Origin of the sequence: Streptomyces bicolor (assembly GCF_000719285.1) — a bacterium.
GTDB lineage: Bacteria > Actinomycetota > Actinomycetes > Streptomycetales > Streptomycetaceae > Streptomyces > Streptomyces bicolor.
Genome location: NZ_JOFS01000013.1, coordinates 20308 through 43770 on the forward strand (window position 1 = coordinate 20308; position 23463 = coordinate 43770).

Below are 23463 nucleotides of genomic sequence, written 5' to 3' on the forward strand. Positions count from 1 at the left end.
TCGGGCGCGGTTGTGGAGTGGGTCAGGCGCGTAGGCGGAGTCCTCGGGGCGTCGCGATGAAGCCTGCTCCTTCCAGGAGGGTGCCTATGGGGGAGGTCAGGGCCGAGGCGCCGTTCACGCGTTCCACCGTGACCGTGCCGAGGGAGCCCGCTCGGGCGGCTGCGGCGAGGGCTTCCGCGGCCGTGTGCAGGCGGGGGTCGTCGGTGGGCTCGGTGTCCGGGGCCGAGGGCCAGGCCAGCAGGGTCTTGCCGCCGCGCTCCATGTAGAGGGTGAGCTCGCCGTCGACGAGCACCACGAGGGAGCCCGCCTTGCGGCCCGGCTTGTGTCCGGCGCCGGTGGGGGGCTCGGGCCAAGAGAGGGCGGCGCCGTACGCGTTCGCCGGGTCGGCGGCGGCGAGGACGACGGCTCGGGTGTCGGCGGTGGGGCGGGTGCGATGAGGGGTGGAGCCGGGGCCGGGGCCGTACGGGCTGCCGCCGTTGGGCCACGCGGCGCCTTGCGGGGTGCGGGGGCCTCGAGGAGCGAGGTCGCGGGGCGAGACGTAGTCGCCTGGTCCGAGGTGGCTGTCCAGGAAGTCGTGGTCGAGGTCGGGGATGTCGTAGGTGGGGGTGCCGTCGGGGTTGTCGTATGCGGGGGTGCTGCCTTGTCCGGCGTCGGGGGTGCGGGGGCTTTCGGAGGAGCCGAAGCCGCCGGTGCTGTCGAAACCGTGCAGGGCGCCGGATGGGTCGGTTGGGCCGAAGCCGTCGCGGGCGCCGTTGGTGTCGCGGGCTGCTGGGCCGGGCAGGCCTTCGCCCCGTTCGCGGGCGTTGGCGACCGCGCGGAGGCGGTCCACCGCGCCGTCCATCGCGAACTGGGCTGCGCCGAGCCCTTCGACCACGTAACCACGGCGTGCCTGGCCGCTCTCCTCGAAGGCGGACAGGATGCGGTACGTCGCCGAGAAGCCGCCCTCGACGCCCTCCGCGGTGACCGCACCCCGGGTCACGACGCCGTGCCGGTCGAGGAGTGTGCGGGCCAGGGCGTGGGCGCGCACGGTGGGGTCGGCTTCGTGTGCCGGGAGGAGGGACCAGCGGCCGGCGACGGTCGGCGGACCGGTGCGGGAGGCGGGGCGTGCGGCGGCCGTGAGCGAGCCGTAGCGTCCTCGCGGGACGGTGCGCTTGGCTCGGTGGGCCGTGGAGCCCGCGGTGCGGCCGGAGCCCAGCAGGGAGCGCATGGGTGCGAGCGTGTCGTTGGTCAAGCGGCCTGACCAGGCCAGCTCCCAGAGGGCGTCGGCCAGTTGGGGGTCGGTGGCGTCGGGGTGGGTGGTGGCGCGGACCTGGTCGGCGATCTGGCGGAAGAACAGGCCGTAGCCGCCGGACAGGGTGTCCAGGACGGACTGGTGTAGTGGCGTCAGCTCCAGGGGGTGAGGTTGCGGCAGGAGCAGGGGGGCCGCGTCCGCCATGTAGAGGGAGACCCAGCCGTCCTTGCCGGGGAGCGAGCCTGCGCCTGCCCAGACGACCTCGCCGGCGGCGGTGAGCTCGTCGAGCATCGCGGGGGTGTAGTTCGCGACGCGGGACGGCAGCACGAGCTTCTCCAGGGCGGACGCGGGTACGGACGCGCCCTGCAACTGCTCGATGGCGCGGACCAGTCCGTCGATGCCGCGCAGCCCATGGCCCTTGCCGATGTGCTGCCACTGCGGCAGGAACTGCGCGAGCGCGGCCGGCGGCACCGGCTCCAGCTCATGTCGCAGGGCGGCGAGGGAGCGGCGGCGGAGGCGGCGCAGGACCGCCGCGTCGCACCACTCCTGGCCGATGCCGGCCGGGTGGAACTCGCCCTGTACGACACGTCCGCTCGCCGCCAGCCGCTGGAGGGCGCCTTCCGTGACCGCCACGCCCAGACCGAAGCGGGCCGCCGCCGTGGCCGACGTGAACGGGCCGTGGGTGCGGGCATAGCGCGCGAGGAGATCGCCGAGCGGGTCCTTGACCGGCTCGGTGAAAGCCTCGGGGACGCCGACCGGCAGGGCGGTGCCGAGTGCGTCGCGCAGCCGGCCCGCGTCCTCGATCGCCGCCCAGTGATCGGTGCCCGCGACGCGGACCTTGATGGCGCGTCGGGCGGACGCCAGCTCCTGGGCCCAGTGTGCTTCGGCGCCCCGCTCGACCAGCTCGGCGTCGGTGAGCGGGCCGAGGAGGCGGAGGACGTCCGCGACCCCCTCGATGTCCTTGACGCGCCGGTCCTCGGTGAGCCATTGGAGTTCTCGCTCCAGCTCGGTCAGCACCTCGGCGTCGAGCAACTCGCGCAGTTCCGCCTGGCCGAGCAGCTCAGCCAGCAGCCGTGAGTCCAACGACAGCGCGGCGGCGCGGCGCTCGGCGAGCGGGGAGTCTCCCTCGTACAGGAACTGGGCGACGTACCCGAAGAGGAGGGAGCGCGCGAAGGGGGACGGCTCGGGGGTGGTGACCTCGACCAGGCGCACCTTGCGGGCTTCGAGGTCGCCCATGAGCTCTGTCAGTCCCGGGACGTCGAAGACGTCCTGGAGGCACTCGCGGACCGCCTCCAGGACGATCGGGAACGATCCGAACTCGCCGGCCACCTGGAGCAGTTGGGCGGCGCGCTGACGTTGCTGCCACAGCGGGGTGCGTTTGCCGGGGTTGCGGCGCGGCAGCAGCAGCGCGCGAGCGGCGCACTCGCGGAAGCGGGACGCGAACAGGGCCGAGCCGCCGACCTGGTCGGTGACGATCTGATCCACGTCGCCCTTGTCGAAGACCACGTCCGCCGCGCCGACGGGCGCCTGGTCGGCGTCGTACTCCGTGCCCGCCTTCCTCGGTTCCTGGTCCAGCAGGTCAAGGCCCATGAGGTCGGCGTCGGGCAGGCGCAGCACGATGCCGTCGTCGGCGTGCATGACCTGCGCGTCCATGCCGTACCGCTCGGAGAGCTTGGCGCCGAGGGCGAGGGCCCAGGGGGCGTGGACCTGGGCGCCGAAGGGCGAGTGCACGACCACCCGCCAGTCGCCGAGTTCGTCGCGGAAGCGCTCGACGACGATCGTGCGGTCGTCCGGGACATGGCCGCAGGCCTCGCGCTGCTCGTCCAGGTAGGACAGGACGTTGTCGGCCGCCCACGCGTCCAGGCCGGCGGCGAGCAGGCGCAGGCGCGCGTCCTCCTTGGGCAGCGAGCCGACCTCGCGCAGGAACGCGCCCACGGCGCGGCCGAGTTCGAGCGGGCGGCCCAGCTGGTCACCCTTCCAGAAGGGGAGGCGGCCCGGTACGCCCGGCGCGGGGGACACCAGGACGCGGTCGCGGGTGATGTCCTCGATACGCCAGGAGCTGGTGCCGAGCGTGAAGACGTCCCCGACACGGGACTCGTAGACCATCTCCTCGTCGAGTTCACCGACCCTGCCGCCGCCCTTCTTGGGGTCGGCTCCGGCCAGGAAGACCCCGAAGAGCCCGCGGTCGGGGATCGTGCCCCCGGAGGTGACGGCGAGGCGCTGGGCGCCGGGGCGGCCGGTGATCGCGCCGGCGACGCGGTCCCAGACGACGCGTGGGCGAAGCTCCGCGAAGGCGTCGGACGGGTAGCGGCCGGCGAGCATGTCGAGGACCGCTGTGAAGGCGGATTCGGGGAGGGACGCGAAGGGGGCGGCTCGGCGGACGGTGGCCAGCAGGTCGTCGAACTGCCAGGTGTCCATCGCCGTCATGGCGACGAGCTGCTGGGCGAGGACGTCCAGGGGGTTGGCCGGGACCTTGAGGGACTCGATGGACCCGGTGCGCATCCGTTCGGTGACCACGGCCGCCTGGACCAGGTCACCGCGGTACTTCGGGAAGACCACCCCGGTGGAGACGGCGCCGACCTGGTGTCCGGCGCGGCCCACGCGTTGCAGGCCGGAGGCCACGGAGGGCGGTGATTCGACCTGGACCACCAGGTCCACCGCGCCCATGTCGATGCCCAGTTCGAGGCTGGACGTGGCCACCACTGCGGGGAGGCGGCCCGCCTTGAGGTCCTCCTCGACCAGGGCGCGCTGTTCCTTGGAGACCGAGCCGTGGTGAGCACGGGCGATGACCAGGGGCGCGCCCTGCGCCGCGCCCGAGCCGCCCATCAGCTCCGCCGGGGCGTGGTGTTCGTCCAGGGGTTCGCCGGTGGCCCGTTCGTAGGCGATCTCGTTGAGGCGGTTGCACAGGCGCTCCGCGAGACGGCGGGAGTTGGCGAAGACGATGGTGGAGCGGTGGGACTGGACGAGGTCGGTGATGCGCTCTTCCACGTGCGGCCAGATCGACGGGCGTTCAGCGCCTTCGCTGCCGTCGGCGACCGGTGAGCCGCCCAGTTCGCCCAGGTCCTCGACGGGGACCACGACCGAGAGGTCGAACTCCTTGCCCGATTTCGGCTGGACGATCTCCACCTTGCGGCGGGGGGAGAGGTAGCGGGCGATCTCGTCGACCGGGCGGACGGTCGCGGAGAGGCCGATGCGGCGGGCCGGCTTGGGGAGGAGCTCGTCCAGGCGCTCCAGGGTGAGCGCGAGGTGGGCGCCGCGCTTGGTGCCCGCCACCGCGTGGACCTCGTCCAGGATCACCGTCTCGATGCCGGTCAGGGCGTCGCGAGTCGCCGACGTCAGCATCAAGAAGAGCGATTCGGGGGTGGTGATCAGGATGTCCGGGGGGCGGGTCGACAGGGCTCGGCGCTCCGCTGCGGGGGTGTCGCCCGAGCGGATGCCGACTTTCACCTCGGGCTCGGGCAGGCCCAGGCGGACGGACTCCTGGCGGATGCCGGTCAGGGGACTGCGGAGGTTGCGCTCCACGTCCACGGCCAGGGCCTTGAGGGGGGAGACGTAGAGGACGCGGCAGCGCTTCCTGGGGTCGGCCGGTGGAGGTGTGGAGGCGAGCTGGTCAAGGGCGGCCAGGAAGGCGGCCAGGGTCTTGCCGGAGCCGGTCGGGGCCACCACCAGCACGTCCGAGCCCTCGCGGATGGCCTGCCACGCGCCCGCCTGGGCCGCGGTGGGCGCGGAGAAGGCGCCCGCGAACCAGCCGCGGGTTGCGGGGGAGAAGCCGGCGAGGGCTCGGTGTGCGTTGCTGACCATGCGTCCATCCTGCACCCCTGCACTGACAATGGGGTTGAGCTGGGGAAACGTCTTCTGCCTGCCGGTGGGTGGGGAATGCGTCCATGGAATCGGGGGCCGGAGGGGTGCGCCCGGCGCCTGCGATCTCGTCGTGGGTAAGGGCGGCGACGGGTGATTTGGCGCTCATCCGTTCGCTGTCGTCGCAGACAATGGGGACATGGCGGGTTCGGGCGAGCAGGCGCGGCACTGGCAGTACACCGAGTTGCCCGGCGTCGATCTGCTGCGGGCCCGGTACATACGCAAGACGTTCGTGCGGCACACCCATGAGAACTTTGTGATCGCCGCCATCGCGAACGGTGTGGAGATCTTTCACTGCCGGGGTGCCGATCAGTACGCGGGGGCCGACGCGCTGGCGTTGGTCAATCCGGATACGGCGCACACCGGGCGGGCGGGGGTCCCGGAGGGGTGGCAGTACGGGGCCGTGTATCCGTCGCCGGAGGTGGTGGCGGAGATAGCGGCCGAGACCACCGCGATCCGCGGCACCCCTGGGTTCGTCAGGCCGGTGCTGGATGATCCGTACACCGTGGCCCTGGTGCATCAGGTGCTGTGTGCCGCCGACGAGGGCAACGCGCTGGCCGCCGACACGTTGCTTCGCGTCGCCGTGACACGGCTGCTGCGGCTGAACGGTGGTCCTCTGCCGCAGCGGGAGGTGCGGACGGCTGGTGCTCGCATCGCGGTACGCGCGCGTGAGGTGCTGCAGGAGCGGATGGCCGAGCCGCCGAGTCTGGAGAGGCTGGCCTCCGATCTCGGTACCGGGCCGTTCGCCCTGTTGCGGGCATTTCGGGATCTGTACGGGATGCCGCCGCACACCTGGCTCACCGATGCGCGGGTACGGCGGGCTCGGCGGCTGCTGGACGCGGGCGGCTCACCGGCGGAGGCCGCCGTTGCCGTGGGGTTCACCGACCAGCCGCATCTGAACCGGCACTTCACCAGGATCGTCGGCGTGCCGCCGGGGGCCTATCAGCGGGAGCGCAAGAACGTACAAGACGCCTGGCAGGGACTTTCGTAGCGTCGCACGCGTGCCAGAACAGAGAACTCTCGCAAACCTCCGCGCCGCCGGAGGCAAGCCAGACGTGGCTGTCGTCCGGGACGCCCTGGGCGTCGGAGTCGCCGTCGGGCTGTCCGGGTTCGCCTTCGGGGTGACATCGGCGGGCAGCGGGCTCACGCCCCTGCAGACCTGTGCGCTCAGCCTGCTGGTGTTCACGGGAGCGTCCCAGTTCGCGCTCGTGGGAGCGCTCGCGGCCGGCGGCAGCCCGTTGACCGCGGCGGCCGGTGCCTTCTTCCTGGGAGTGCGCAACGCGTTCTACGGGCTGCGGCTGTCGCAGTTGCTCAGCCTCCCGCGCGCGGTGCGGCCGTTCGCCGCCCAGTGGGTGATCGACGAGACGGCGGCTGTCGCACTGGCGCAGCCGACGCGGCGCAGCGCTCGGATCGGGTTCGTGGCGACAGGACTGAGTCTGTACGTGCTCTGGAATCTCACCACGCTGCTCGGTGCGCTGGGGGCCGAGGCCATCGGTGACACCGACGCATGGGGGCTCGACGCTGCCGGGCCCGCCGTGTTCCTGGCGCTGCTCGCGCCGATGCTGAAGTCCGCGACCGAGCGTGCCGTGGCCGGCCTGGCCGTGGTGCTGGGGCTCGGGTTGTTGCCCGTGCTGCCCGCCGGCGTGCCTGTGCTGGTGGCCGCTCTCGCGGCGCCGGTCGTGCTGTGGGCCGAGGGGCGTCGCCGGGGAGATGCGCGGGAGGGACAGCTGTGAGCACCTGGATCGCGATCGGTGTCACCGCTCTCGGCTGTTACGTCGTCAAGCTCGCCGGACTCCTCGTCCCCGCGGGTGCTCTCGAGAAGCCTCTCGTCCGGCGACTCGCCGCGCTGTTGCCCGTCGCACTCCTCGCCGCCCTCACGGCTCAGCAGACGTTCGGCGACGGGCAGGCGCTGGTGCTGGACGCAAGGGTGGCCGGAGTCGCCGCGGCCGCCGTGGCGCTCGCCCTGCGGGCGCCGTTCCTGCTCGTCGTCGCGGCGGCCGTGGTGGTGACGGCGGGCGTGCGGGCCATGGGCGGGTGAGGCGGGTCAGCCGATGTGGCGGCCGTACGCCCTGAGCGTGCGCAGAGCCTCGATCGTCACCATGGGGCGTGCCTCCAGGGCGGTGCCCGGTGCCCATTCGCGCCAGCGGATGGGCCAGCCGCCGTCCTCCCGCTGCTCGCCCGCCAGGCGGTCCAGGGAGCGGCTCATCTCGTCGTCCGTGAACCACGCGCGCGCGAGGGAGCGCGGTGTCCTCGCGTAGTCGTGCGGGAAGTGGTGCTCGCCCGGGGCGTAGCCGGTTGGGACCGGGTACGCGTCGAGGCTGTCGGGCTCCAGCACCGCGAGGCGCTGTTCGCGCACCAGCCGGCCCAGTCGGTCGGCGGCTGCCTCCGCGCGCGTGCGGTCCGGAACGGAGTCCAGGAAGGCCACGGCGGCCTCGATCTCGTACGGATGGGACTTCTCCAGGGACTCGACCGCCTGCCAGCAGAAGTCCGTGGCCCGGAACAGCCAGGCGTGCCACACCTCGTTGCGGTGCAACAGGCCGACCACCGGCCCGGTGGCGAGGAGCGCGCTGGGCGGATCGTCCATGATCGGCAGGAAAGGAGCCGCTGGATAGCCGCGTTGGCCGGGGTGGATCGCCGGAAGGGCGCCGTCCGGCGTGGAGACCGAGGTGAGGTAGCGGCACACGCGGTCCACGCGCTGTCCGCCGCAGCGTTCGATGGCGTCCAGGATGCGCAGTGCGTGACCGGTGTGCAGCGGCTGGCTGACCGGGCCGCGCAGATCGGGCTCCAGTGCGTGGCCGTAACCACCGTCGTCGTTGCGGTAGGCGTCCAGCGCGGTCTCCACCGGTTCGGCGGCGCCGTTCAGGAAGTGGTACGCGAAGAGGCGCTGCTCGAGCACGCGCGCGGTGAGCCAGACGAACTGCTCGGCGCGGAAGAGCGGAGAGTGCGCCGGGGACGTCGGAGGGAGTGGGGCTCCTGTATCGGCCATGCGTCAGACCGTAGGGCGGAAAGCGGTCTCGGCAAGCGGTCCCGGCGCAGGCCCACTCTCAGGGGCGGGATACTGGACGCATGCGGTTGACGGTCTTCTGGGAGCGAATGGCGGACCACTTCGGTCCGGGGTACGCCGACATCTTCGCGCGCGACCACGTGATGTCGGAGCTCGGCGGGCGCACGGTGCACGAGGCGCTGGACGCCGGCTGGGAGGCCAAGGACGTGTGGCGTGTGGTCTGTGCCGTCATGAACGTTCCGGGGGAGAAGCGCTGACCGGTAACGAAGATCGAAGGACCGGGGCCGATTGTCGGTGGCGTGGGCGAGACTTGCTTCGTGGCACGCACTGACGAGACCGGGCAGCTCGCCCGGCAGGGATCCCCGTTCGGCACGACGCCGCCCAACCCGCCTCCCGGCGGGGGCGACGCCGAGGCGAACTCCCGCATGCCGCGCTGGCTGCCGCGCGCCATGGTGCTGGCGCTGGCGCTGGTGGGCGTGTTCCAGCTGGGCAGCTGGGCCTTCCACCAGCTCACCGGGCTGCTGATCAACATCCTCATCGCGTTCTTCCTGGCCCTGGCCATCGAGCCCGCGGTGAGCTGGATGGCCTCGCGCGGCATGCGCCGGGGACTGGCCACGGCCCTCGTCTTCCTCGCCGTGATCGTCGTGTCCGCCGGTTTCGTGACGCTGCTGGGCTCCATGCTCGCGGGCCAGATCATCAAGATCGTCGAGGACTTCCCGAACTATCTCGACTCCGTCATCAACTGGATCAACACGCACTTCAACACCGAGCTGCGACGCGTGGACGTCCAGGAGGGACTGCTCCGCTCCGACTGGCTGCGCAACTACGTGCAGAACAGTGCCACCGGCGTCCTGGACGTGTCCGCCCAGGTCCTCGGCGGTCTCTTCCAGCTGCTGACGATCACGCTGTTCTCGTTCTACTTCGCCGCGGACGGCCCGCGCCTGCGTCGCGCCCTGTGCTCCGTGCTGCCGCCCGCCAGGCAGGCCGAGGTGCTGCGCGCGTGGGAGATCGCCGTCAACAAGACCGGCGGCTACCTGTACTCGCGCGGTCTGATGGCGCTCATCTCCGGCATAGCCCACTACATCCTGCTGGAGAGCCTGGACGTGCCCTACGCGCCCGCGCTGGCCGTGTGGGTCGGCCTGGTCTCGCAGTTCATCCCCACCATCGGCACCTATCTCGCGGGCGCCCTGCCCATGCTCATCGCCTTCACGGTCGATCCGTGGTACGCGCTGTGGGTGCTGATCTTCGTCGTGATCTACCAGCAGTTCGAGAACTACGTGCTGCAGCCCAAGCTGACCGCGAAGACCGTCGACATCCACCCCGCGGTCGCCTTCGGTTCGGTCATCGCGGGCACCGCCCTCCTCGGCGCGGTGGGCGCGCTGATCGCCATCCCCGCGGTCGCCACGCTGCAGGCGTTCCTGGGGGCGTACGTGAAGCGGTACGCCGTCACGGACGACCCCCGCGTCCACGGGCATCACCGGGGGACGGGGCGGGGGCTGATCAGGCGCATACGTGCGCTGTGGGCCCGGCGGCCGGGAGCGGAGCACTCGCGGTCGGGGGGCTCCGGGGAGGGCTCTGCCTGAGACTCGTGCCGACCACGGCCGCTACGGACGGCCACGGTCGGCCGGTCGGCAGGCAGCGGTTCGGTGGGCATCGCGGGACTGGCGGTCGGCCGCGCCTGTGGCACCGAGGCGTGACGGCGGACGTGAGCCGGCCGGGGCGGGGAGTCGACGGGGAATCCGCGGCCGTGTCAGGCCGCGAACGCAGTCTCGCAGGTGTCGCGTGATGCGCTTGACACCAAAATCGAACATCCATTCTTATGGAGGCTCCGGCGAGGATCTCGACGGGCATTTCGCCACGGTTTCGACAGATAAGTGCCCGAGTTATCCACAGGCCGGACGGGCGTCGGGGCGCATTGTCAGTGGCAGGCGTTAGCGTCTTTGACGTGAAGCGATCGACTCAAGCAAACCGGGTGGAACCCATGGCAGGAACCGACCGCGAGAAGGCGCTCGACGCCGCGCTCGCACAGATTGAACGGCAATTCGGCAAGGGCGCGGTCATGCGCATGGGCGAGCGGTCGAAGGAGCCCATCGAGGTCATCTCGACCGGGTCGACCGCCCTCGACGTGGCCCTCGGCGTGGGCGGCCTGCCCCGCGGCCGTGTCGTGGAGATCTACGGCCCGGAGTCCTCCGGTAAGACGACCCTGACCCTGCACGCGGTGGCGAACGCGCAGAAGGCCGGCGGCCAGGTCGCCTTCGTGGACGCCGAGCACGCCCTCGACCCCGAGTACGCGAAGAAGCTCGGCGTCGACATCGACAACCTGATCCTGTCCCAGCCGGACAACGGTGAGCAGGCGCTGGAGATCGTGGACATGCTGGTCCGCTCCGGCGCCCTCGACCTCATCGTCATCGACTCCGTCGCCGCGCTCGTCCCGCGCGCGGAGATCGAGGGCGAGATGGGCGACTCGCACGTGGGTCTGCAGGCCCGTCTGATGAGCCAGGCCCTGCGGAAGATCACCAGCGCGCTCAACCAGTCCAAGACCACCGCGATCTTCATCAACCAGCTCCGCGAGAAGATCGGCGTCATGTTCGGCTCCCCGGAGACCACGACCGGTGGCCGGGCGCTGAAGTTCTACGCCTCGGTGCGTATCGACATCCGCCGCATCGAGACCCTGAAGGACGGCACGGAGGCGGTCGGCAACCGCACCCGCTGCAAGGTCGTCAAGAACAAGGTCGCGCCGCCCTTCAAGCAGGCCGAGTTCGACATCCTCTACGGCCAGGGCATCAGCCGTGAGGGCGGTCTGATCGACATGGGCGTGGAGCACGGCTTCGTCCGCAAGGCCGGCGCCTGGTACACGTACGAGGGCGACCAGCTCGGCCAGGGCAAGGAGAACGCCCGCAACTTCCTGAAGGACAACCCCGACCTGGCCAACGAGATCGAGAAGAAGATCAAGGAGAAGCTGGGCGTCGGCGTGCGTCCGGAGGAGCCGGCCGCCGAGCCGGGCGCGGACGCCGCGGTCTCCGCCGCCCCGGACGACGCCGCTAAGGCGGTGCCGGCTCCGGCAGCGGCCAAGACAGCCAAGACCAAGGCCGCGGCAGCCAAGAGCTGATCCGTGACACGGCGAACCGATTGGGCCGAGTACACCGTCTACCCGGACGCTCCGCGGGAGTGGGGGAGCGACGGCGGCGAGAACTCCTCCGGGCAGGGCGGCTACGCCCATGGAGAGGGCGCGGCCCATGACGCGGACGGGGGGCACGACAGCGAAGCATGGCAGGAGGGCGAATCGGCGTACGGCGCCGATGGCCCTCGGGGTGGCTCGCGCCGAGGCCGTGGCGGGGCTCGGCGTTCGGATGGCTCGGGTGGCCCGCGCGGGCGTCGTCGGCGCGGGCGCGCGGAGCCGTCCGGTGAGGACGGAGGCGCCTCTTCCTCGTCGAGGGCCGAGGAGAGGACGTCCCCGGGGGACCCGGTGGAGCAGGCGCGGGCGATCTGTCTGCGTCTGCTCACCGGGACCCCGCGCACGCGGAAGCAACTCGCTGACGCCCTGCGCAAGCGGGAGATCCCGGACGACGCCGCCGAGGAGGTGCTGTCGCGGTTCGAGGAGGTCGGCCTCATCAACGACAGTGCGTTCGCGGACGCCTGGGTGGAGTCCCGGCATCACGGCCGGGGACTGGCCAGGCGTGCGCTCGCCCAGGAGTTGCGGACCAAGGGCGTCGACTCGACGCTGATCGACGCGGCCGTCGCACAGCTCGACTCCGAGCAGGAAGAGACGACCGCACGCGAACTCGTCGCCCGCAAACTCCGCTCCACGCGCGGCCTCGACCGCGACAAACGCCTGCGCCGCCTCGCGGGCATGCTCGCCCGGAAGGGCTACCCCGAGGGGATGGCTCTGCGGGTGGTCCGCCAGGCACTGGAGGAAGAAGGCGAGGACACGGAGTTCCTCGGGGACGAGGGGTTCTGAGTCCGGAGTCCGGCTGTGGGGCGAGGAGTCGGTGAAGGTCCGGAACCGCAGGATTCCGGCCCCGGACACGGTGGACGCGCGGGGGCGCCCATCGCGTTCGGGGCCGGGTTCGGAGTGGTCGGGGGTGGGGCCGCCGCCGGCTACTCCGCCGCGCCCGCCCCCGACGCCACCGGGAGCCCCTCCGCCCGCCACGCCTGGAACCCTCCGACGAGATCGGTGGCCCGGCGCAGCCCCAGCCGTTGTAGCGACTCGGCCGCCAGACTCGACGCGTAGCCCTCGTTGCAGATCACCACTACTCGCAGATCGTGGCTCGTGGCCTCACGGACGCGATGGCTGCCCTGGGGATCGAGGCGCCACTCGAGCTCGTTGCGCTCGACGACGAGGGCGCCCGGGATCAGTCCGTCCCGCTCGCGCAGGGCCGCGTAGCGGATGTCGACCAGCAGAGCCTCGCCGTGCTGAGCGGCCTCGTACGCCTCCCGGGGCTCGACCCGCGTGTAGCCGGCACGCACCCGCTGAAGCAACTCGTCGATGCCGACCGGACGTTCCTCCACGCCCCCCACGCCCGCCTTCGCCTCGCCCTTGTGGACCGCCTGTTCACTCACGCTGCCGAGGCGCGCCTGCGGCTCGCTTCCACGTGCTGACTGCTCGCCCACGCCCGCGCCCAGCTCGTCCACTCCACTCAAGCCGCCCGACTGCTCGCTCGCGCCACTCACAGCCACCTCACCCCCACCAGCCGACCGTCCGCCCAAGCCCCGCACCGGCACCGGCACCCAAGCCTGTCCGCTCACCGGCACAGACCATCCCCCCGCCGCGCTCACTGCCAGTCCTCCGGCCGCTCCACCTGCTCCAAGCGCAGGATCGGCCCGCTGCGACTGAAACGGCGGATCTGCGGCAGCGGCGGATAGTAGGCGTGGACGGAGATCGCATGCCGGTCGGCGGATTCGTTGAGGACCTCGTGGACATGGTGTCGGCCGAAGGAGCGGCCCTTGCCGGCCGGCAGTCGGCGTTCCCGGTCCACGTCGTCCGTCAGTTCCAGCGTCTTCCAGCCGTCGGCGGGCAGCCGGACGGCGAGTGAGTGCTCCTTGAGCTCACCGGCCGCCGTAACGAAGGCCCCGACCGACTCGGCGTGATCGTGCCAGCCGGTGCCGGTACCGGGCGGCCAGCCGATCAGCCAGGCCTCGCTGCCGCCGGGGCCTTCGAGCCGTACCCAGGTACGGCCCTCGGGGTCGAGCGGAAGCGAGGCGATCAAGTCGGCGTCGGCAGCGGTACGCCGTACGAAGTCGAGGAGATCTGCCTGCGTAGGCGTGGAAACCGGTGTTGAGACCGGCGGGGAAACCGGCGAGGAATCGGGCGTCGAGACCGGTGTGGGAACCGGCCGAGATGCGGCAGGGGAGGCAGAAGGGACAGACACGAGCACCGTCCTGAAGAGAGTTCGCGAAGAGCGCGCGACCGCAGGGGCGTCAGGAGACAGGAGTGGCGCGCTGGAAGTGAGGGGATGCGAGTTCAGGAGGACGGGCGACACACGCAGCCCGCATAGCGGACGAGGTCCATATGGACCCTCCGCCACAGGCGCACACAGGTGTCGGTCACGGTCCGGAGTACACCATGCCGGTGCGAACCGGTCAACTCACTGTCACTGTGCGGACCGCACCGCACAGTGACAGTGAGTTCTACGTCAGGGGCATCATCGGGACCCAGCCGTGGCCCCGGCCTCCGTGGCCCCGGCCTGCGCCGTCGCCCCCGCCTGAGCCTTGACCGGTCCCCCCAGCGCCGCCTCGGCCGCCGTGTACAGATCGGCGGGCCGTACCCCGCTCAGCGCCGTCACCAGGTGCCCGTCCGGCCGCACCAGCAGGACCGAGTGCGCGGCCGCCCCCGGGTAGCTCTCCGCGACCAGCAGCTCCGCCGGATAGGGCAGTGCCGTCACCGCTGCCACCAGCCGGGGCATGATCCCGGCGGTCGCCCAGTGCTTGCGATCCCATACGCCCGTGCCCGGCGCGATCAGCAGGACCAGCAGCGCGTTGCGACCGAGCCGGTCCCGCAGCCGTACGAAGGAGCCGTCCTCGGCAGTGACCCGTACGTCCACGACCTGCGCACCGCGCGGCGTGTCCACGGGGACCTCGCCCTCCAGCTGCTGCGGCGCGAGCGGCGAGTTGGTGTACGCCCCCGGCGCACCGATCGCCCCGTGCCCCAGATGGCCGTCCATCAGCAGCACGTCATGGCCCCGGGCCGAGCCGGGCACGTACGCGCGCAGCCCTCCGCCGCCACGCAGCAGCGGCAGCGCCTGGTCGGCGGCGCGCAGCCGGGCGGAGACGGCGGCGCGCCGCTCGGTCTGGTAGCTGTCGAGCAGTGCCTCACGCGGCCCGTGGTGCCAGGCCGGCGCCAGCTTCCAGGCGAGGTTGTCGGCGTCCCGCAGCCCCTCCTCGAGCCCGTGCGTGCCCAGCGTGCCGAGGCAGTGCGCCGCGTCTCCGGCGAGAAAGACGCGGCCCACGCGCCAGCGGCGGGCCAGGCGGTGGTGGACCGTGTGCACTCCGGTGTCGAGGAGTTCGTACGGCGGTGTCGACCCGCCGGTCCACCCGGCGAGCGTCTCCCGGATGCGGGCGACGAGCACCTCGGGCGTGACCAGGTCCTTGCCCGGCGGCAGCAGCCAGTCGAGGCGCCACACCCCGTCCGGAAGCGGCCGTCCGGTGACCTCCCCGCCCGAAGGTCCGGACGTCCGCCACGGCGGCATCCGATGGAGCAACGCCTCACCGTCCCACGGAAGTTCCGCCCGCAGCGCGGCCACGGCGTGTCGCTCCACCGCCGTACGGCCGGGGAAACGGATGTCCTGGAGCTTGCGGACGGTCGAGCGCGGGCCGTCGCAGCCGACCAGGTAGCTGCCGCGCCACCAGGTGCCCTTGGGACCGCGGGTGTGGGCGGTGACGCCGGACGGCTCCTGCTCGATGGCGTCCAGGCGGCTGTCCACGGCGATCTTGACGAGCGGTTCGTCGGCGAGGGCGGTGCGCAGGGCGTTGGTCAGTACGTGCTGGGCGATGTGCAGGGGGGCGGGGTTCGTGCCGCCCTCTCGCCCTTCTGCTGCGTCGTCGAACTTGACCTCGCGCATCACCTGCTTGCGCCGCATCGCCCGCCATCCGGCCCAGCGGGTCCCGGCCTCGGCGAGCGGCACACCCGTCAGACGCTCCATCAGGGCGGCGGTGTCCTCACGCAGGACGACGGTGCGGGCGAAGCGCGGCTCGTCCTTGCCGGGCCCCTCGTCGAGAACGACGGACGGCACCTCCTGACGGGCCAGCGCCAGGGCGAGCGTGAGCCCGACGGGCCCCGCTCCGACGATGATCACCGGGTCCACGGCGCGGCGCCCCCTGCCCGCAGCGGTGTCCCGAGGGACGCAAGTGAACAGAAAGTTGGAGCAGGGTGCACGATCACAGAACGTATGCAACCCATTGCCGGTGCTTGCGTCAAGTGACGGAGGGCAGTGGCGATCATGCCACTGCCCTCCGTACGTAAGCGATGTGACCAGAGGTCAGATCGTTCCTCCGGCGCCGGTCCCGTAGGTACCGCCCGTCGCCGCCGGGTTCAGCTCCTCCATGTCCTCGGCGCTGAGCACCGCACCCGTGCTCTTCTTGCTGCGCCGCAGCCTCTTCTCCAGCCAGCTCGCGAAGCTGGTGAGGATGAAATTGAGCACGATGTAGATGAGCGCCACCACGACGAAGCTGGCGATGGGGTTGCCGAAGGCGGCCGCCAGCGTGGCGCGCGTGCTGAGCAGCTCGGTGAACCCGATCATCACGCCGCCCAGGGCGGTGTCCTTCACGATGACCACGAGCTGGCTGACGATGGCCGGCAGCATGGCGGTGACGGCCTGCGGCAGCAGGATGACTCGCATCGTCTGGTTCTTGCGCAGGCCGATCGCCATGGCGGCCTCCGACTGCCCCTTGGGCAGGGCGAGGATGCCGGCTCGTACGACCTCGGCGAGGACGGCCGCGTTGTAGAGCACCAGGCCGGTGACGACTGCGTAGAGTTGCCGCTGTTCGGTGGTGAAGTTCGCCCAGCGGTCGTAGGCCTCGTTGGCGAACAGCATCAGCAGCAGGACCGGGATCGCCCGGAAGAACTCGATCACGGTGGCGGACGGGCCCCGCACCCACCGGTGGTCGGAGAGCCGTGCGATACCGAAGACCGCGCCCAGCGGCAGGGCGATCACCATGGCCAGTGCCGCGGCCGTCAGTGTGTCGGCCAGACCCGGCAGCAGGTAGGTCGTCCAGGCCGGGGACTCGGTGAACGGCTTCCACAGCGCCCACTCCAGCTGGTTCTTCTCGTCCATGGCGTCATAGACGAACCACACGAGAAGGACGAGCAGGGCGAAGAAGACCACCGAGAGGAGTACATTGCGCCGTTTGGCCCTGGGGCCGGGGGCGTCGTAGAGAACGGAGCTCATCGCTTCACCGCCAGTCGCTTGCTCAGCCAGCCGAGGATGAGGCCGGTGGGCAGGGTCAGTACCACGAAACCGAAGGCGAAGATGGCGCCGATGAGCAGCACCTGAGCCTCGTTCTCGATCATTTCCTTCATCAGGTAGGCGGCTTCGGCCACGCCGATCGCGGCCGCCACAGTGGTGTTCTTGGTCAGAGCGATCAACACGTTGGCCAGCGGGCCGATGACCGAGCGGAAGGCCTGCGGGAGGATGACGAGCCGCAGGGTCTGACTGAAGGTCAGCCCGATGGCACGGGCCGCCTCGGCCTGGCCGAGCGGCACGGTGTTGATGCCGGAACGAATCGCCTCGCAGACGAAGGCCGCGGTGTAGCCGACGAGACCGAGGATCGCCAGGCGGAAGCCCTGGACCTTGAAGTCGGTGGCGCCCATCGTCACGCCGAAGACATCGGCGAGGCCGAGCGAGGTGAAGATGATGATGACCGTCAGGGGGATGTTCCGGACGATGTTCACATAGGCCGTGCCGAACCCACGCATGAGCGGGACCGGGCTGACCCGCATCGCGGCCAGAAGGGTGCCCCAGACCAGGGAACCGAGGCCGGAGAGGACGGTGAGTTTCACCGTCATCCAGAAGGCACCCAACAGGGTTGGGTTGTCATAGTCAGAAAGAAAGTCGAACACGATCTCCCGCGCTTCCGGGTGGGTGGCGTATGTGGATAGCGCGGCGCGCCGCCGCCCTGATCGCGGTGGACGGCGGCGCGCCGGTGGATCCTTGCGCTACTGGACGATGACGCCGATCTTCGGCGCGGGCTCGTTCTTGTAGTTGGCCGGACCGAAGTTGTCCTTGACCGCCTTGTCCCAGGCCTTCGAGCTGACCATCTTCTCGAGGGCAGCGTTGATCTTGTTCAGGGTCTCGGTGTCACCCTTCTTCACGCCGATGCCGTAGTTCTCGTTGCTCAGCTTGAGGCCGGCGAGCTTGAACTGACCCTTGTACTGCTCCTGCGAGGCGAAGCCGGCGAGGATCGAGTCGTCCGTGGTCAGGGCGTCCACGGCACCGCTCTGCAGCGAGGAGATGCACTCCGAGTAGCCGCTCCGCTCCTGCAGATTGGCCTTCGGGGCGAAGTCGTCCCTGACGTTCTGCGCCGAGGTGGAGCCGACCACCGAGCACAGGTTCTTGCCGTTGAGGTCGGTGGCCTCGGTGATGTCGGAGTCGGCCTTGACGAGCAGGTCCTGGTGGGCCAGCAGGTACGGGCCGGCGAAGTCGACCGACTTCTTGCGCTCGTCGGTGATCGAGTAGGTGGCCGCGATGAACTTGACGTCGCCGCGCTTGAGGGCGTTCTCGCGGTCGGGGGTCTTGGTCTCGACGAACTCGATCTGGTCGGCGTCGTAACCGAGCTCCTTGGCCACGTACGTCGCCACGTCGACGTCGAAGCCGGAGAAGGTGCCGTCCGGCTCCTTCAGGCCCAGACCGGGCTGGTCGTACTTGATGCCGATCTTGATCTTGTCGCCGCCACCGGAGCCCGAGCCGCCCTCGTTGTCACCGTCGCCGCCACCGCAGGCGGTGGCAGTGAGGGAAAGGACGAGTGCAGCGGCGGCCGCAGCGGAGGCCTTGCGGAGCTTCATGGTGAACATCCTTTGCGTGATGAAGAGATGCGTCCCGTCGGAGAGGTGTCCCCTCCGACGGTTGTCCTTCGGAGGGTTGTCCCTCAGAGGGTTGGATGACGCAGGTCGTCTGGTGCGTGAAGCGGTCCGTCAGTGGTGCAGGATCTTGGACAGGAAGTCCTTGGCACGGTCGCTGCGCGGGTTGCTGAAGAACTGGTCCGGCACAGCTTCTTCGACGATCTTGCCGTCGGCCATGAATACCACCCGGTTGGCGGCGGAACGGGCGAAGCCCATCTCATGGGTGACGACGATCATGGTCATGCCGTCGCGGGCGAGCTGCTGCATGACCTCGAGGACCTCGTTGATCATCTCGGGGTCCAGAGCCGACGTCGGCTCGTCGAAGAGCATGACCTTCGGGTCCATGGCCAGCGCCCGGGCGATGGCCACACGCTGCTGCTGGCCGCCGGAGAGCTGGGCGGGGTACTTGTCCGCCTGGCTGCCCACGCCCACCCGGTCGAGCAGGGAGCGGGCCTTCTCCTCGGCCTTCTTCTTGTCCGCCTTACGGACCTTGATCTGGCCCAGCATCACGTTCTCGAGCACGGTCTTGTGCGCGAAAAGGTTGAAGGACTGGAAGACCATCCCGACGTCTGCGCGCAGCCGGGCCAGCTCCTTGCCTTCCGCGGGCAGCGGCTTGCCGTCGATGGCGATCGAGCCCGAGTCGATCGTCTCGAGGCGGTTGATGGTGCGGCACAGGGTGGACTTCCCGGACCCGGAGGGTCCGATGACCACGACGACCTCACCGCGGGCGATCGTCAGATCGATGTCCTGCAGCACGTGCAACGCGCCGAAGTGCTTGTTGACGTTCTTCAGGACGACCAGGTCGCCGGTCGCGGCCACATTGTCCTTGGCCACCGATACTTCGGTCATCGCTCTCAGGCTCCGTCCTCCTCGGTTTCGGAGGACAGTAATAACCGTATCCGACCTGCGTCATTAGTTCTGAGGGGAATCTGAGCATCACGATCCGATAGCAATCGGACACGTGTCGTAGCACTTGTGAGCTGGGCGCGTACCGGCTGCATAACGGAAGCCGCCCGCAACCGGAACCCACTTGACGGCGTCCTCGTCCATCAGCGTGACTCTCTTGGTGCACGCGCGCGCGTGCACGATGTGTGTACCTATCCGCATCGTACGGCCGATGAACCGAAGGAGGCCGGGATGAGACTGCTCCTCGTCGAGGACGACAACCATGTCGCCGCCGCGCTGTCCGCGATCCTGGCACGGCACGGTTTCGACGTCACGCACGCGCGTAGCGGCGAGGAGGCCCTCCAGGCGCTCGTTCCCGAGGGCAACGGCTTCGGCGTCGTCCTTCTCGACCTCGGCCTGCCGGACCAGGACGGATACGAGGTCTGCGGCAAGATCCGCAAGCGCACCAGCACCCCGGTGATCATGGTGACCGCGCGCTCCGACGTCCGCTCCCGCATCCACGGCCTCAACCTCGGCGCCGACGACTATGTGGTGAAGCCGTACGACACCGGAGAACTGCTCGCCCGGATCCACGCGGTCAGCCGGCGCACCGTGCAGGAGGACGCGGGGACGGCGGGCGACGGAGTGCTGCGCCTGGGCGCGGTGCACATCGAACTGCCCACCCGTCAGGTCAGCGTCGACGGTTCGATCGTCCAACTGACCCGCAAGGAGTTCGATCTCCTCGCCCTGCTCGCCCAGCGCCCCGGAGTGGTCTTCCGCCGGGAGCAGATCATCAGCGAGGTGTGGCGCACGAGTTGGGAGGGGACCGGGCGCACTCTTGAGGTGCATGTGGCGTCCCTGCGCGCCAAGTTGCGCATGCCTGCCCTGATCGAGACCGTACGCGGCGTCGGCTACCGACTCGTCGCCCCGGCGTCGTAGCGGGCAAGGGTGCGCACTCGTCTTCTCCCGCTGCTCATCGTCCTGATGGCGGCCGTACTGCTCGCACTCGGCGTACCGCTCGCCGTCAGCCTGGCCTCGGCCCAGCAGCAGAAGGTGGTCGTCGACCGTATCGACGACACGGCGTACTTCGCGGCGATCGCGCGCCCCGCCGCCGACACGACCACCGGATCCCGAGACGAGTTGCGCATCCTGAGCCGGGAACTCGAGAGCTACTACGAGGTCTACGGCATCCGGGCCGGCGTCTTCCTGCCCAATGACACGCCCCTGGCGAACGGGCCGACGACCTGGTTCCTGCCCGAGAGTGGCGAGGTGCGCGACGCCTTCGAGGAGTCGCTGCTCAGTCGGCGCAGCCACGATCCGCAGCAGGTATGGCCCTGGCAGCGGGGACGTCTCGTCGTCGCCTCACCGGTCATCCGGGACGGTGACGTCGTCGCGGTCGTCGTCACCGACTCGCCCACCGGGCAGATGCGTTCGCGGATCCTGGACGGCTGGCTGATCATCGGCGCCGGTCTGACGGCCGCGATGCTGGTGGCCGTCGGGGCCGCGCTGAGGCTGACCGGCTGGGTGCTCAGGCCGGTGCGCGTGCTGGACACCACCACACACGCGATCGCGAGCGGCCGCCTGAAGTCACGGGTCGCGGTCGCCAGCGGTCCGCCGGAACTCAGGCGGCTGGCCCGGTCGTTCAACGAGATGGCGGACAACGTCGAGGACGTCCTGGAGCAGCAGCGCGCCTTCGTCGCCGACGCCTCGCACCAGCTGCGCAACCCGCTCGCGGCGCTGCTGCTGCGCATCGAACTGCTCGCTTTCGAACTTCCGGAGGGCAATGCGGAGATCGCGTCGGTCCAGGCGGAGGGCAAGCGCCTGGCCCAGGTCCTCGACGACCTGCTCGACCTCGCTCTGGCCGAGCACACCGAGGCCGACCTGCGGCTCACCGACGTCGGCGCGCTGACCGCCGAGCGCGTCGCGGCCTGGGCGCCGACCGCCGAGGCCAAGGGCGTACGGCTGGTGGGGGACTGCCCGCCCACCACCGCCTGGGCCGACCCGGTGGCGCTGTCCAGCGCGCTGGACGCCGTGATCGACAACGCCGTCAAGTTCACCCCGAAGGGCGAGCGCGTCGAGGTGACCGTCACCTCCAACGGCAGCGCGTCCACCATCGTGGTGGCCGACCACGGCCCCGGCCTCACCGACGAGGAACTCGCTCGCGTCGGCGACCGCTTCTGGCGCAGCGGCCGGCACCAGAACATCAAGGGCTCCGGCCTCGGCCTGTCGATCTCTCGCGCGCTGCTCGCGGCGGGCGGGGGCGCCATCTCGTACGGCCGCAACGAACCGCAGGGGCTGCGGGTGACGGTGACGGTGCCCAGGACGGCGCCTACGCAGTAGCGGGGCGCACGGCGGCGCCGGGCAGGCACCCGTCGCGGGCTGGTGCAGCGCGCCGTAGCGAGTTGGCGCCGCGCATCGTGGCCGGGGGCGCCGCCCGGGTCTCTACGGCTTGACCGAACGGTAGTAGCGCTTGGCGCCCTCGTGCAGGGGCAGCGGATCCGTGTAGATCGCCGTGCGCAGGTCGACCAGTTGCGCGGAGTGGACGTGGGCACCGATGCCGTCGCGGCTCTTGATCACCGTGCGGGTCAGCCACTCGGTGAGCCGGGGGTCCATGTCCTTGCGGGTGATCAGCAGGTTGGAGACGGCGATCGTCGGCACCGTGTCGCCGTTCTGGATGGTGGGGTAGGCCGACTCCGGCATGTTGGTCGCGCGGTAGAAGTGGGCCGCGTCGCCCTGGGCGTGCACCTTGGCGACGAGGTCGGCGTCGATCGGCACGAACCGGAAGGAGGACGTCTCGGCGATCTCCTCCAGCCCGTCCGTGGGCACCCCGCTCGACCAGAAGAACGCGTCGAGCTCGTGCCCCAGCCGCTTGGGCCCAGTGTCGATGCCGTCCGACCGGGGCGTGATGTCCTTCTCCGGGTCGATGCCGGCGGCTTCCAGCACCCGGGTGGCGATCAGCCGTACGCCCGAGTTCGGCAGCCCTATGGCCACCCGCTTGCCCTTCAGGTCCGCGACAGAGCGGATGTCGGAGTCCGGCGGCACGACCAACTGGACGTAGTCGTCGTAGAGGCGGGCGACACCGCGCAGCCGGTCGACGACGGGCCTGCCGCCGATCTTGAACGTGTCCACCGCGTCGGCGGCGGCGATCGTGAAGTCGGCCTGCCCGGTCGCCACGCGCTCGACGTTCTCCTGCGAGCCGTCACTCGTCAGCAGCTTCACCTTCAGCTGCGGCATGTCCTTGGCGAGCTCCTTGCGCAGCAGGGCGCCGTACTCCTGATAGACACCCGCGCGCGTGCCCGTGCTGAACGTGATCGTCCCGCTCGGCGGATCCTCGCCCAGGGGCAGCAGCCACCACAGCAGCAACCCCAGGGCAACGAGCCCGGCGGCCGTGCCCCGCAGGGCACGGTGCCTGGTGATGCGGGTGAGTGCCTTGGACATGGCCGAGATCCTGCCAGCCGGTGCACGGTGCTGACCAGGGCAGGGGTCACAGAGGGAGGGCGCGATGGCGGCCTTTCGGGCCGGACGCCTCGGCGGCAGGGACTGTCGGACCCGGCCGCTACAGTCGGCGCATGAGTTCCTCGCCCGCCGACCTCGTCCGTGAATTCCACCTCGCCTTCGGCCTGGACGCCCGCGCCACGCCTACCGAGGTCTCCCCGGACATCGCCGCGCACCGGGGAGAGCTGCTCGCGGAGGAGGCCGCGGAGGTCGCCGAAGTGGCCGTCATCGGCCCGCTCGACAGGCTCGCGCACGAGCTGGCGGACGTCGTCTACGTCGCGTACGGCACGGCTCTGGTGCACGGCATCGACCTCGACGCCGTACTCGCCGAGATCCACCGCTCCAACATGACCAAGCTGGGCCCCGACGGTCAGGTCGCGCGCCGGGCCGACGGCAAGGTGCTCAAGGGCGAGCACTACGAGGCACCGGATGTGTCGGGTGTGCTGCGCCGCCAGGGTTGGGGTTCGGTCGGTCCTGAGCAGCCTCGTGATCAGTCCTGAGTGGGCTCGTCCCAGGTGACGACGAGTTCGTTACGGCGGCCGAAGCGTTCGAGGTGGCTGCCCACGACCTCCTGGATGGTGGTGAGCGTGGGTGCGTCGGGTGCGGTGACCCGGATCAGCAGGTGGTCGTCCTGCGGTTCGAGGACGACGTCGGTGTTCTGGAAGGTGAGGCGGTGTCCGCCGTCGGCCGTCTCCTCCGCCGGGATCTTCCGGCCGAAGTGCGAGGCGAGCTGCTTGGCGTAGCGCGGGGCGGCGTCGGTGGCGACGCGGGCGAGGGAGGAAGGCATACCAGCACTCCTTCGAGGGCGGGACGAGTCGGCTGATTCAATTTTGAAACACGACGGGTCGACGATAACCCGACGCTTCAAATTTGAATATGCCTACCGCTTCCCGCTTCCGGCGCCCGGTGGGCCCGTGCACCGCGCGTGCCCGAGCC

Annotated in this window: 21 protein-coding genes and 1 pseudogene; 10 read left to right on the plus strand and 12 right to left on the minus strand. The window is 70.6% G+C overall.

The features are described from left to right. Positions 1 to 22 precede the first annotated feature (22 nt). Positions 23 to 5032, minus strand: a complete 5010-nt coding sequence (locus IF78_RS0118845; protein WP_031486450.1) for an ATP-dependent helicase — start codon at positions 5030 to 5032, stop codon at positions 23 to 25. 196 nt (positions 5033 to 5228) lie between these two features. Between IF78_RS0118845 and IF78_RS0118850 the strand changes: the two are divergent. From IF78_RS0118850 to IF78_RS0118860, 3 genes and pseudogenes are all read left to right on the plus strand, one after another. Then, a pseudogene (locus IF78_RS0118850) lies at positions 5229 to 6208 on the plus strand (AraC family transcriptional regulator); the annotation flags it as partial. Beyond that, entirely contained in the window at positions 6091 to 6822 is a 732-nt protein-coding gene (locus IF78_RS0118855) for an AzlC family ABC transporter permease (RefSeq protein WP_031486448.1), read from the plus strand. The pseudogene IF78_RS0118850 and the gene IF78_RS0118855, both read left to right, overlap by 118 nt. After that, positions 6819 to 7127 (plus strand): AzlD domain-containing protein, encoded by a 309-nt coding sequence (locus tag IF78_RS0118860; protein ID WP_031486447.1) that lies wholly within the window; start codon positions 6819 to 6821, stop codon positions 7125 to 7127. Before IF78_RS0118855 ends, IF78_RS0118860 begins: the two co-directional genes overlap by 4 nt. 6 nt (positions 7128 to 7133) lie before the next feature. Here IF78_RS0118860 and IF78_RS0118865 read toward each other — a convergent pair whose 3' ends face one another. Continuing rightward, on the minus strand, positions 7134 to 8075 hold the full coding sequence (locus IF78_RS0118865; protein ID WP_031486446.1) for a hypothetical protein: 942 nt from the start codon (positions 8073 to 8075) through the stop codon (positions 7134 to 7136). An 80-nt stretch (positions 8076 to 8155) separates the two neighbouring features. Between IF78_RS0118865 and IF78_RS0118870 the strand changes: the two genes are divergently transcribed. The 4 genes from IF78_RS0118870 (at position 8156) to recX (ending at position 12051) form a co-directional block, all read left to right on the plus strand. Further along, positions 8156 to 8350, plus strand: coding sequence for a DUF3046 domain-containing protein (locus tag IF78_RS0118870; RefSeq protein ID WP_031486445.1), 195 nt, complete (start codon positions 8156 to 8158; stop codon positions 8348 to 8350). A 60-nt stretch (positions 8351 to 8410) separates the two neighbouring features. After that, entirely contained in the window at positions 8411 to 9676 is a 1266-nt protein-coding gene (locus IF78_RS0118875) for an AI-2E family transporter (protein WP_078662510.1), read from the plus strand. Positions 9677 to 10074: 398 nt separating this feature from the next. Further along, a complete protein-coding gene (gene recA / locus IF78_RS0118880; RefSeq protein ID WP_031486443.1) occupies positions 10075 to 11202 on the plus strand; it encodes a recombinase RecA in 1128 nt (375 codons plus the stop codon). A gap of 3 nt (positions 11203 to 11205) precedes the next feature. Next, a complete protein-coding gene (recX, locus tag IF78_RS46225) occupies positions 11206 to 12051 on the plus strand; it encodes a recombination regulator RecX (protein WP_078662498.1) in 846 nt (281 codons plus the stop codon). A gap of 140 nt (positions 12052 to 12191) precedes the next feature. Here the strand turns inward: recX and IF78_RS0118890 are convergent, their stop codons facing one another. The 8 genes from IF78_RS0118890 to IF78_RS0118920 form a co-directional block, all read right to left on the minus strand. Further along, a complete protein-coding gene (locus tag IF78_RS0118890; protein WP_425314622.1) occupies positions 12192 to 12653 on the minus strand; it encodes a rhodanese-like domain-containing protein in 462 nt (153 codons plus the stop codon). Between the two features lie 212 nt (positions 12654 to 12865). Beyond that, a complete protein-coding gene (locus tag IF78_RS0118895) occupies positions 12866 to 13462 on the minus strand; it encodes a cupin domain-containing protein (protein WP_031486440.1) in 597 nt (198 codons plus the stop codon). Between the two features lie 92 nt (positions 13463 to 13554). Beyond that, positions 13555 to 13707: a putative leader peptide gene (locus IF78_RS50890; protein WP_425314621.1), complete on the minus strand. Its 153-nt coding sequence runs from the start codon at positions 13705 to 13707 to the stop codon at positions 13555 to 13557. A 28-nt stretch (positions 13708 to 13735) separates the two neighbouring features. Beyond that, a complete protein-coding gene (locus IF78_RS0118900; protein WP_031486439.1) occupies positions 13736 to 15394 on the minus strand; it encodes an FAD-dependent monooxygenase in 1659 nt (552 codons plus the stop codon). A gap of 174 nt (positions 15395 to 15568) precedes the next feature. After that, positions 15569 to 16477, minus strand: a complete 909-nt coding sequence (locus IF78_RS0118905; protein ID WP_031486438.1) for an amino acid ABC transporter permease — start codon at positions 16475 to 16477, stop codon at positions 15569 to 15571. Then, a complete protein-coding gene (locus IF78_RS0118910; protein WP_031486437.1) occupies positions 16474 to 17148 on the minus strand; it encodes an amino acid ABC transporter permease in 675 nt (224 codons plus the stop codon). The genes IF78_RS0118905 and IF78_RS0118910 overlap by 4 nt, the downstream gene beginning before the upstream one ends. A gap of 96 nt (positions 17149 to 17244) precedes the next feature. Further along, complete coding sequence (locus tag IF78_RS0118915) at positions 17245 to 18090, minus strand: glutamate ABC transporter substrate-binding protein (RefSeq protein WP_031486436.1); 846 nt, start codon at positions 18088 to 18090, stop codon at positions 17245 to 17247. 129 nt (positions 18091 to 18219) lie between these two features. Continuing rightward, positions 18220 to 18996 carry an amino acid ABC transporter ATP-binding protein gene (locus tag IF78_RS0118920; RefSeq protein ID WP_031486435.1) on the minus strand — a complete coding sequence of 259 codons (777 nt, stop codon included), beginning with the start codon at positions 18994 to 18996 and terminating at the stop codon, positions 18220 to 18222. A gap of 288 nt (positions 18997 to 19284) precedes the next feature. Here IF78_RS0118920 and IF78_RS0118925 point away from each other — a divergent pair, with 288 nt between their 5' ends. Further along, positions 19285 to 19971, plus strand: coding sequence for a response regulator transcription factor (locus IF78_RS0118925; RefSeq protein WP_031486434.1), 687 nt, complete (start codon positions 19285 to 19287; stop codon positions 19969 to 19971). 9 nt (positions 19972 to 19980) lie between these two features. Beyond that, positions 19981 to 21372, plus strand: coding sequence for a sensor histidine kinase (locus IF78_RS0118930; RefSeq protein ID WP_031486433.1), 1392 nt, complete (start codon positions 19981 to 19983; stop codon positions 21370 to 21372). 102 nt (positions 21373 to 21474) lie between these two features. On the opposite strand, the gene IF78_RS0118935 is transcribed toward IF78_RS0118930, so the two are convergent. Next, entirely contained in the window at positions 21475 to 22470 is a 996-nt protein-coding gene (locus IF78_RS0118935) for a TAXI family TRAP transporter solute-binding subunit (RefSeq protein ID WP_031486432.1), read from the minus strand. Positions 22471 to 22601: 131 nt separating this feature from the next. Between IF78_RS0118935 and IF78_RS0118940 the strand changes: the two genes are divergently transcribed. Beyond that, entirely contained in the window at positions 22602 to 23027 is a 426-nt protein-coding gene (locus tag IF78_RS0118940; RefSeq protein ID WP_051827988.1) for a pyrophosphohydrolase domain-containing protein, read from the plus strand. Here IF78_RS0118940 and IF78_RS0118945 read toward each other — a convergent pair. Then, the gene (locus IF78_RS0118945) at positions 23018 to 23314 is read right to left on the minus strand and encodes a DUF2218 domain-containing protein (RefSeq protein ID WP_031486430.1); all 297 of its coding nucleotides are present in this window, start codon (positions 23312 to 23314) and stop codon (positions 23018 to 23020) included. The genes IF78_RS0118940 and IF78_RS0118945 overlap by 10 nt on opposite strands. Positions 23315 to 23463: the final 149 nt, after the last annotated feature.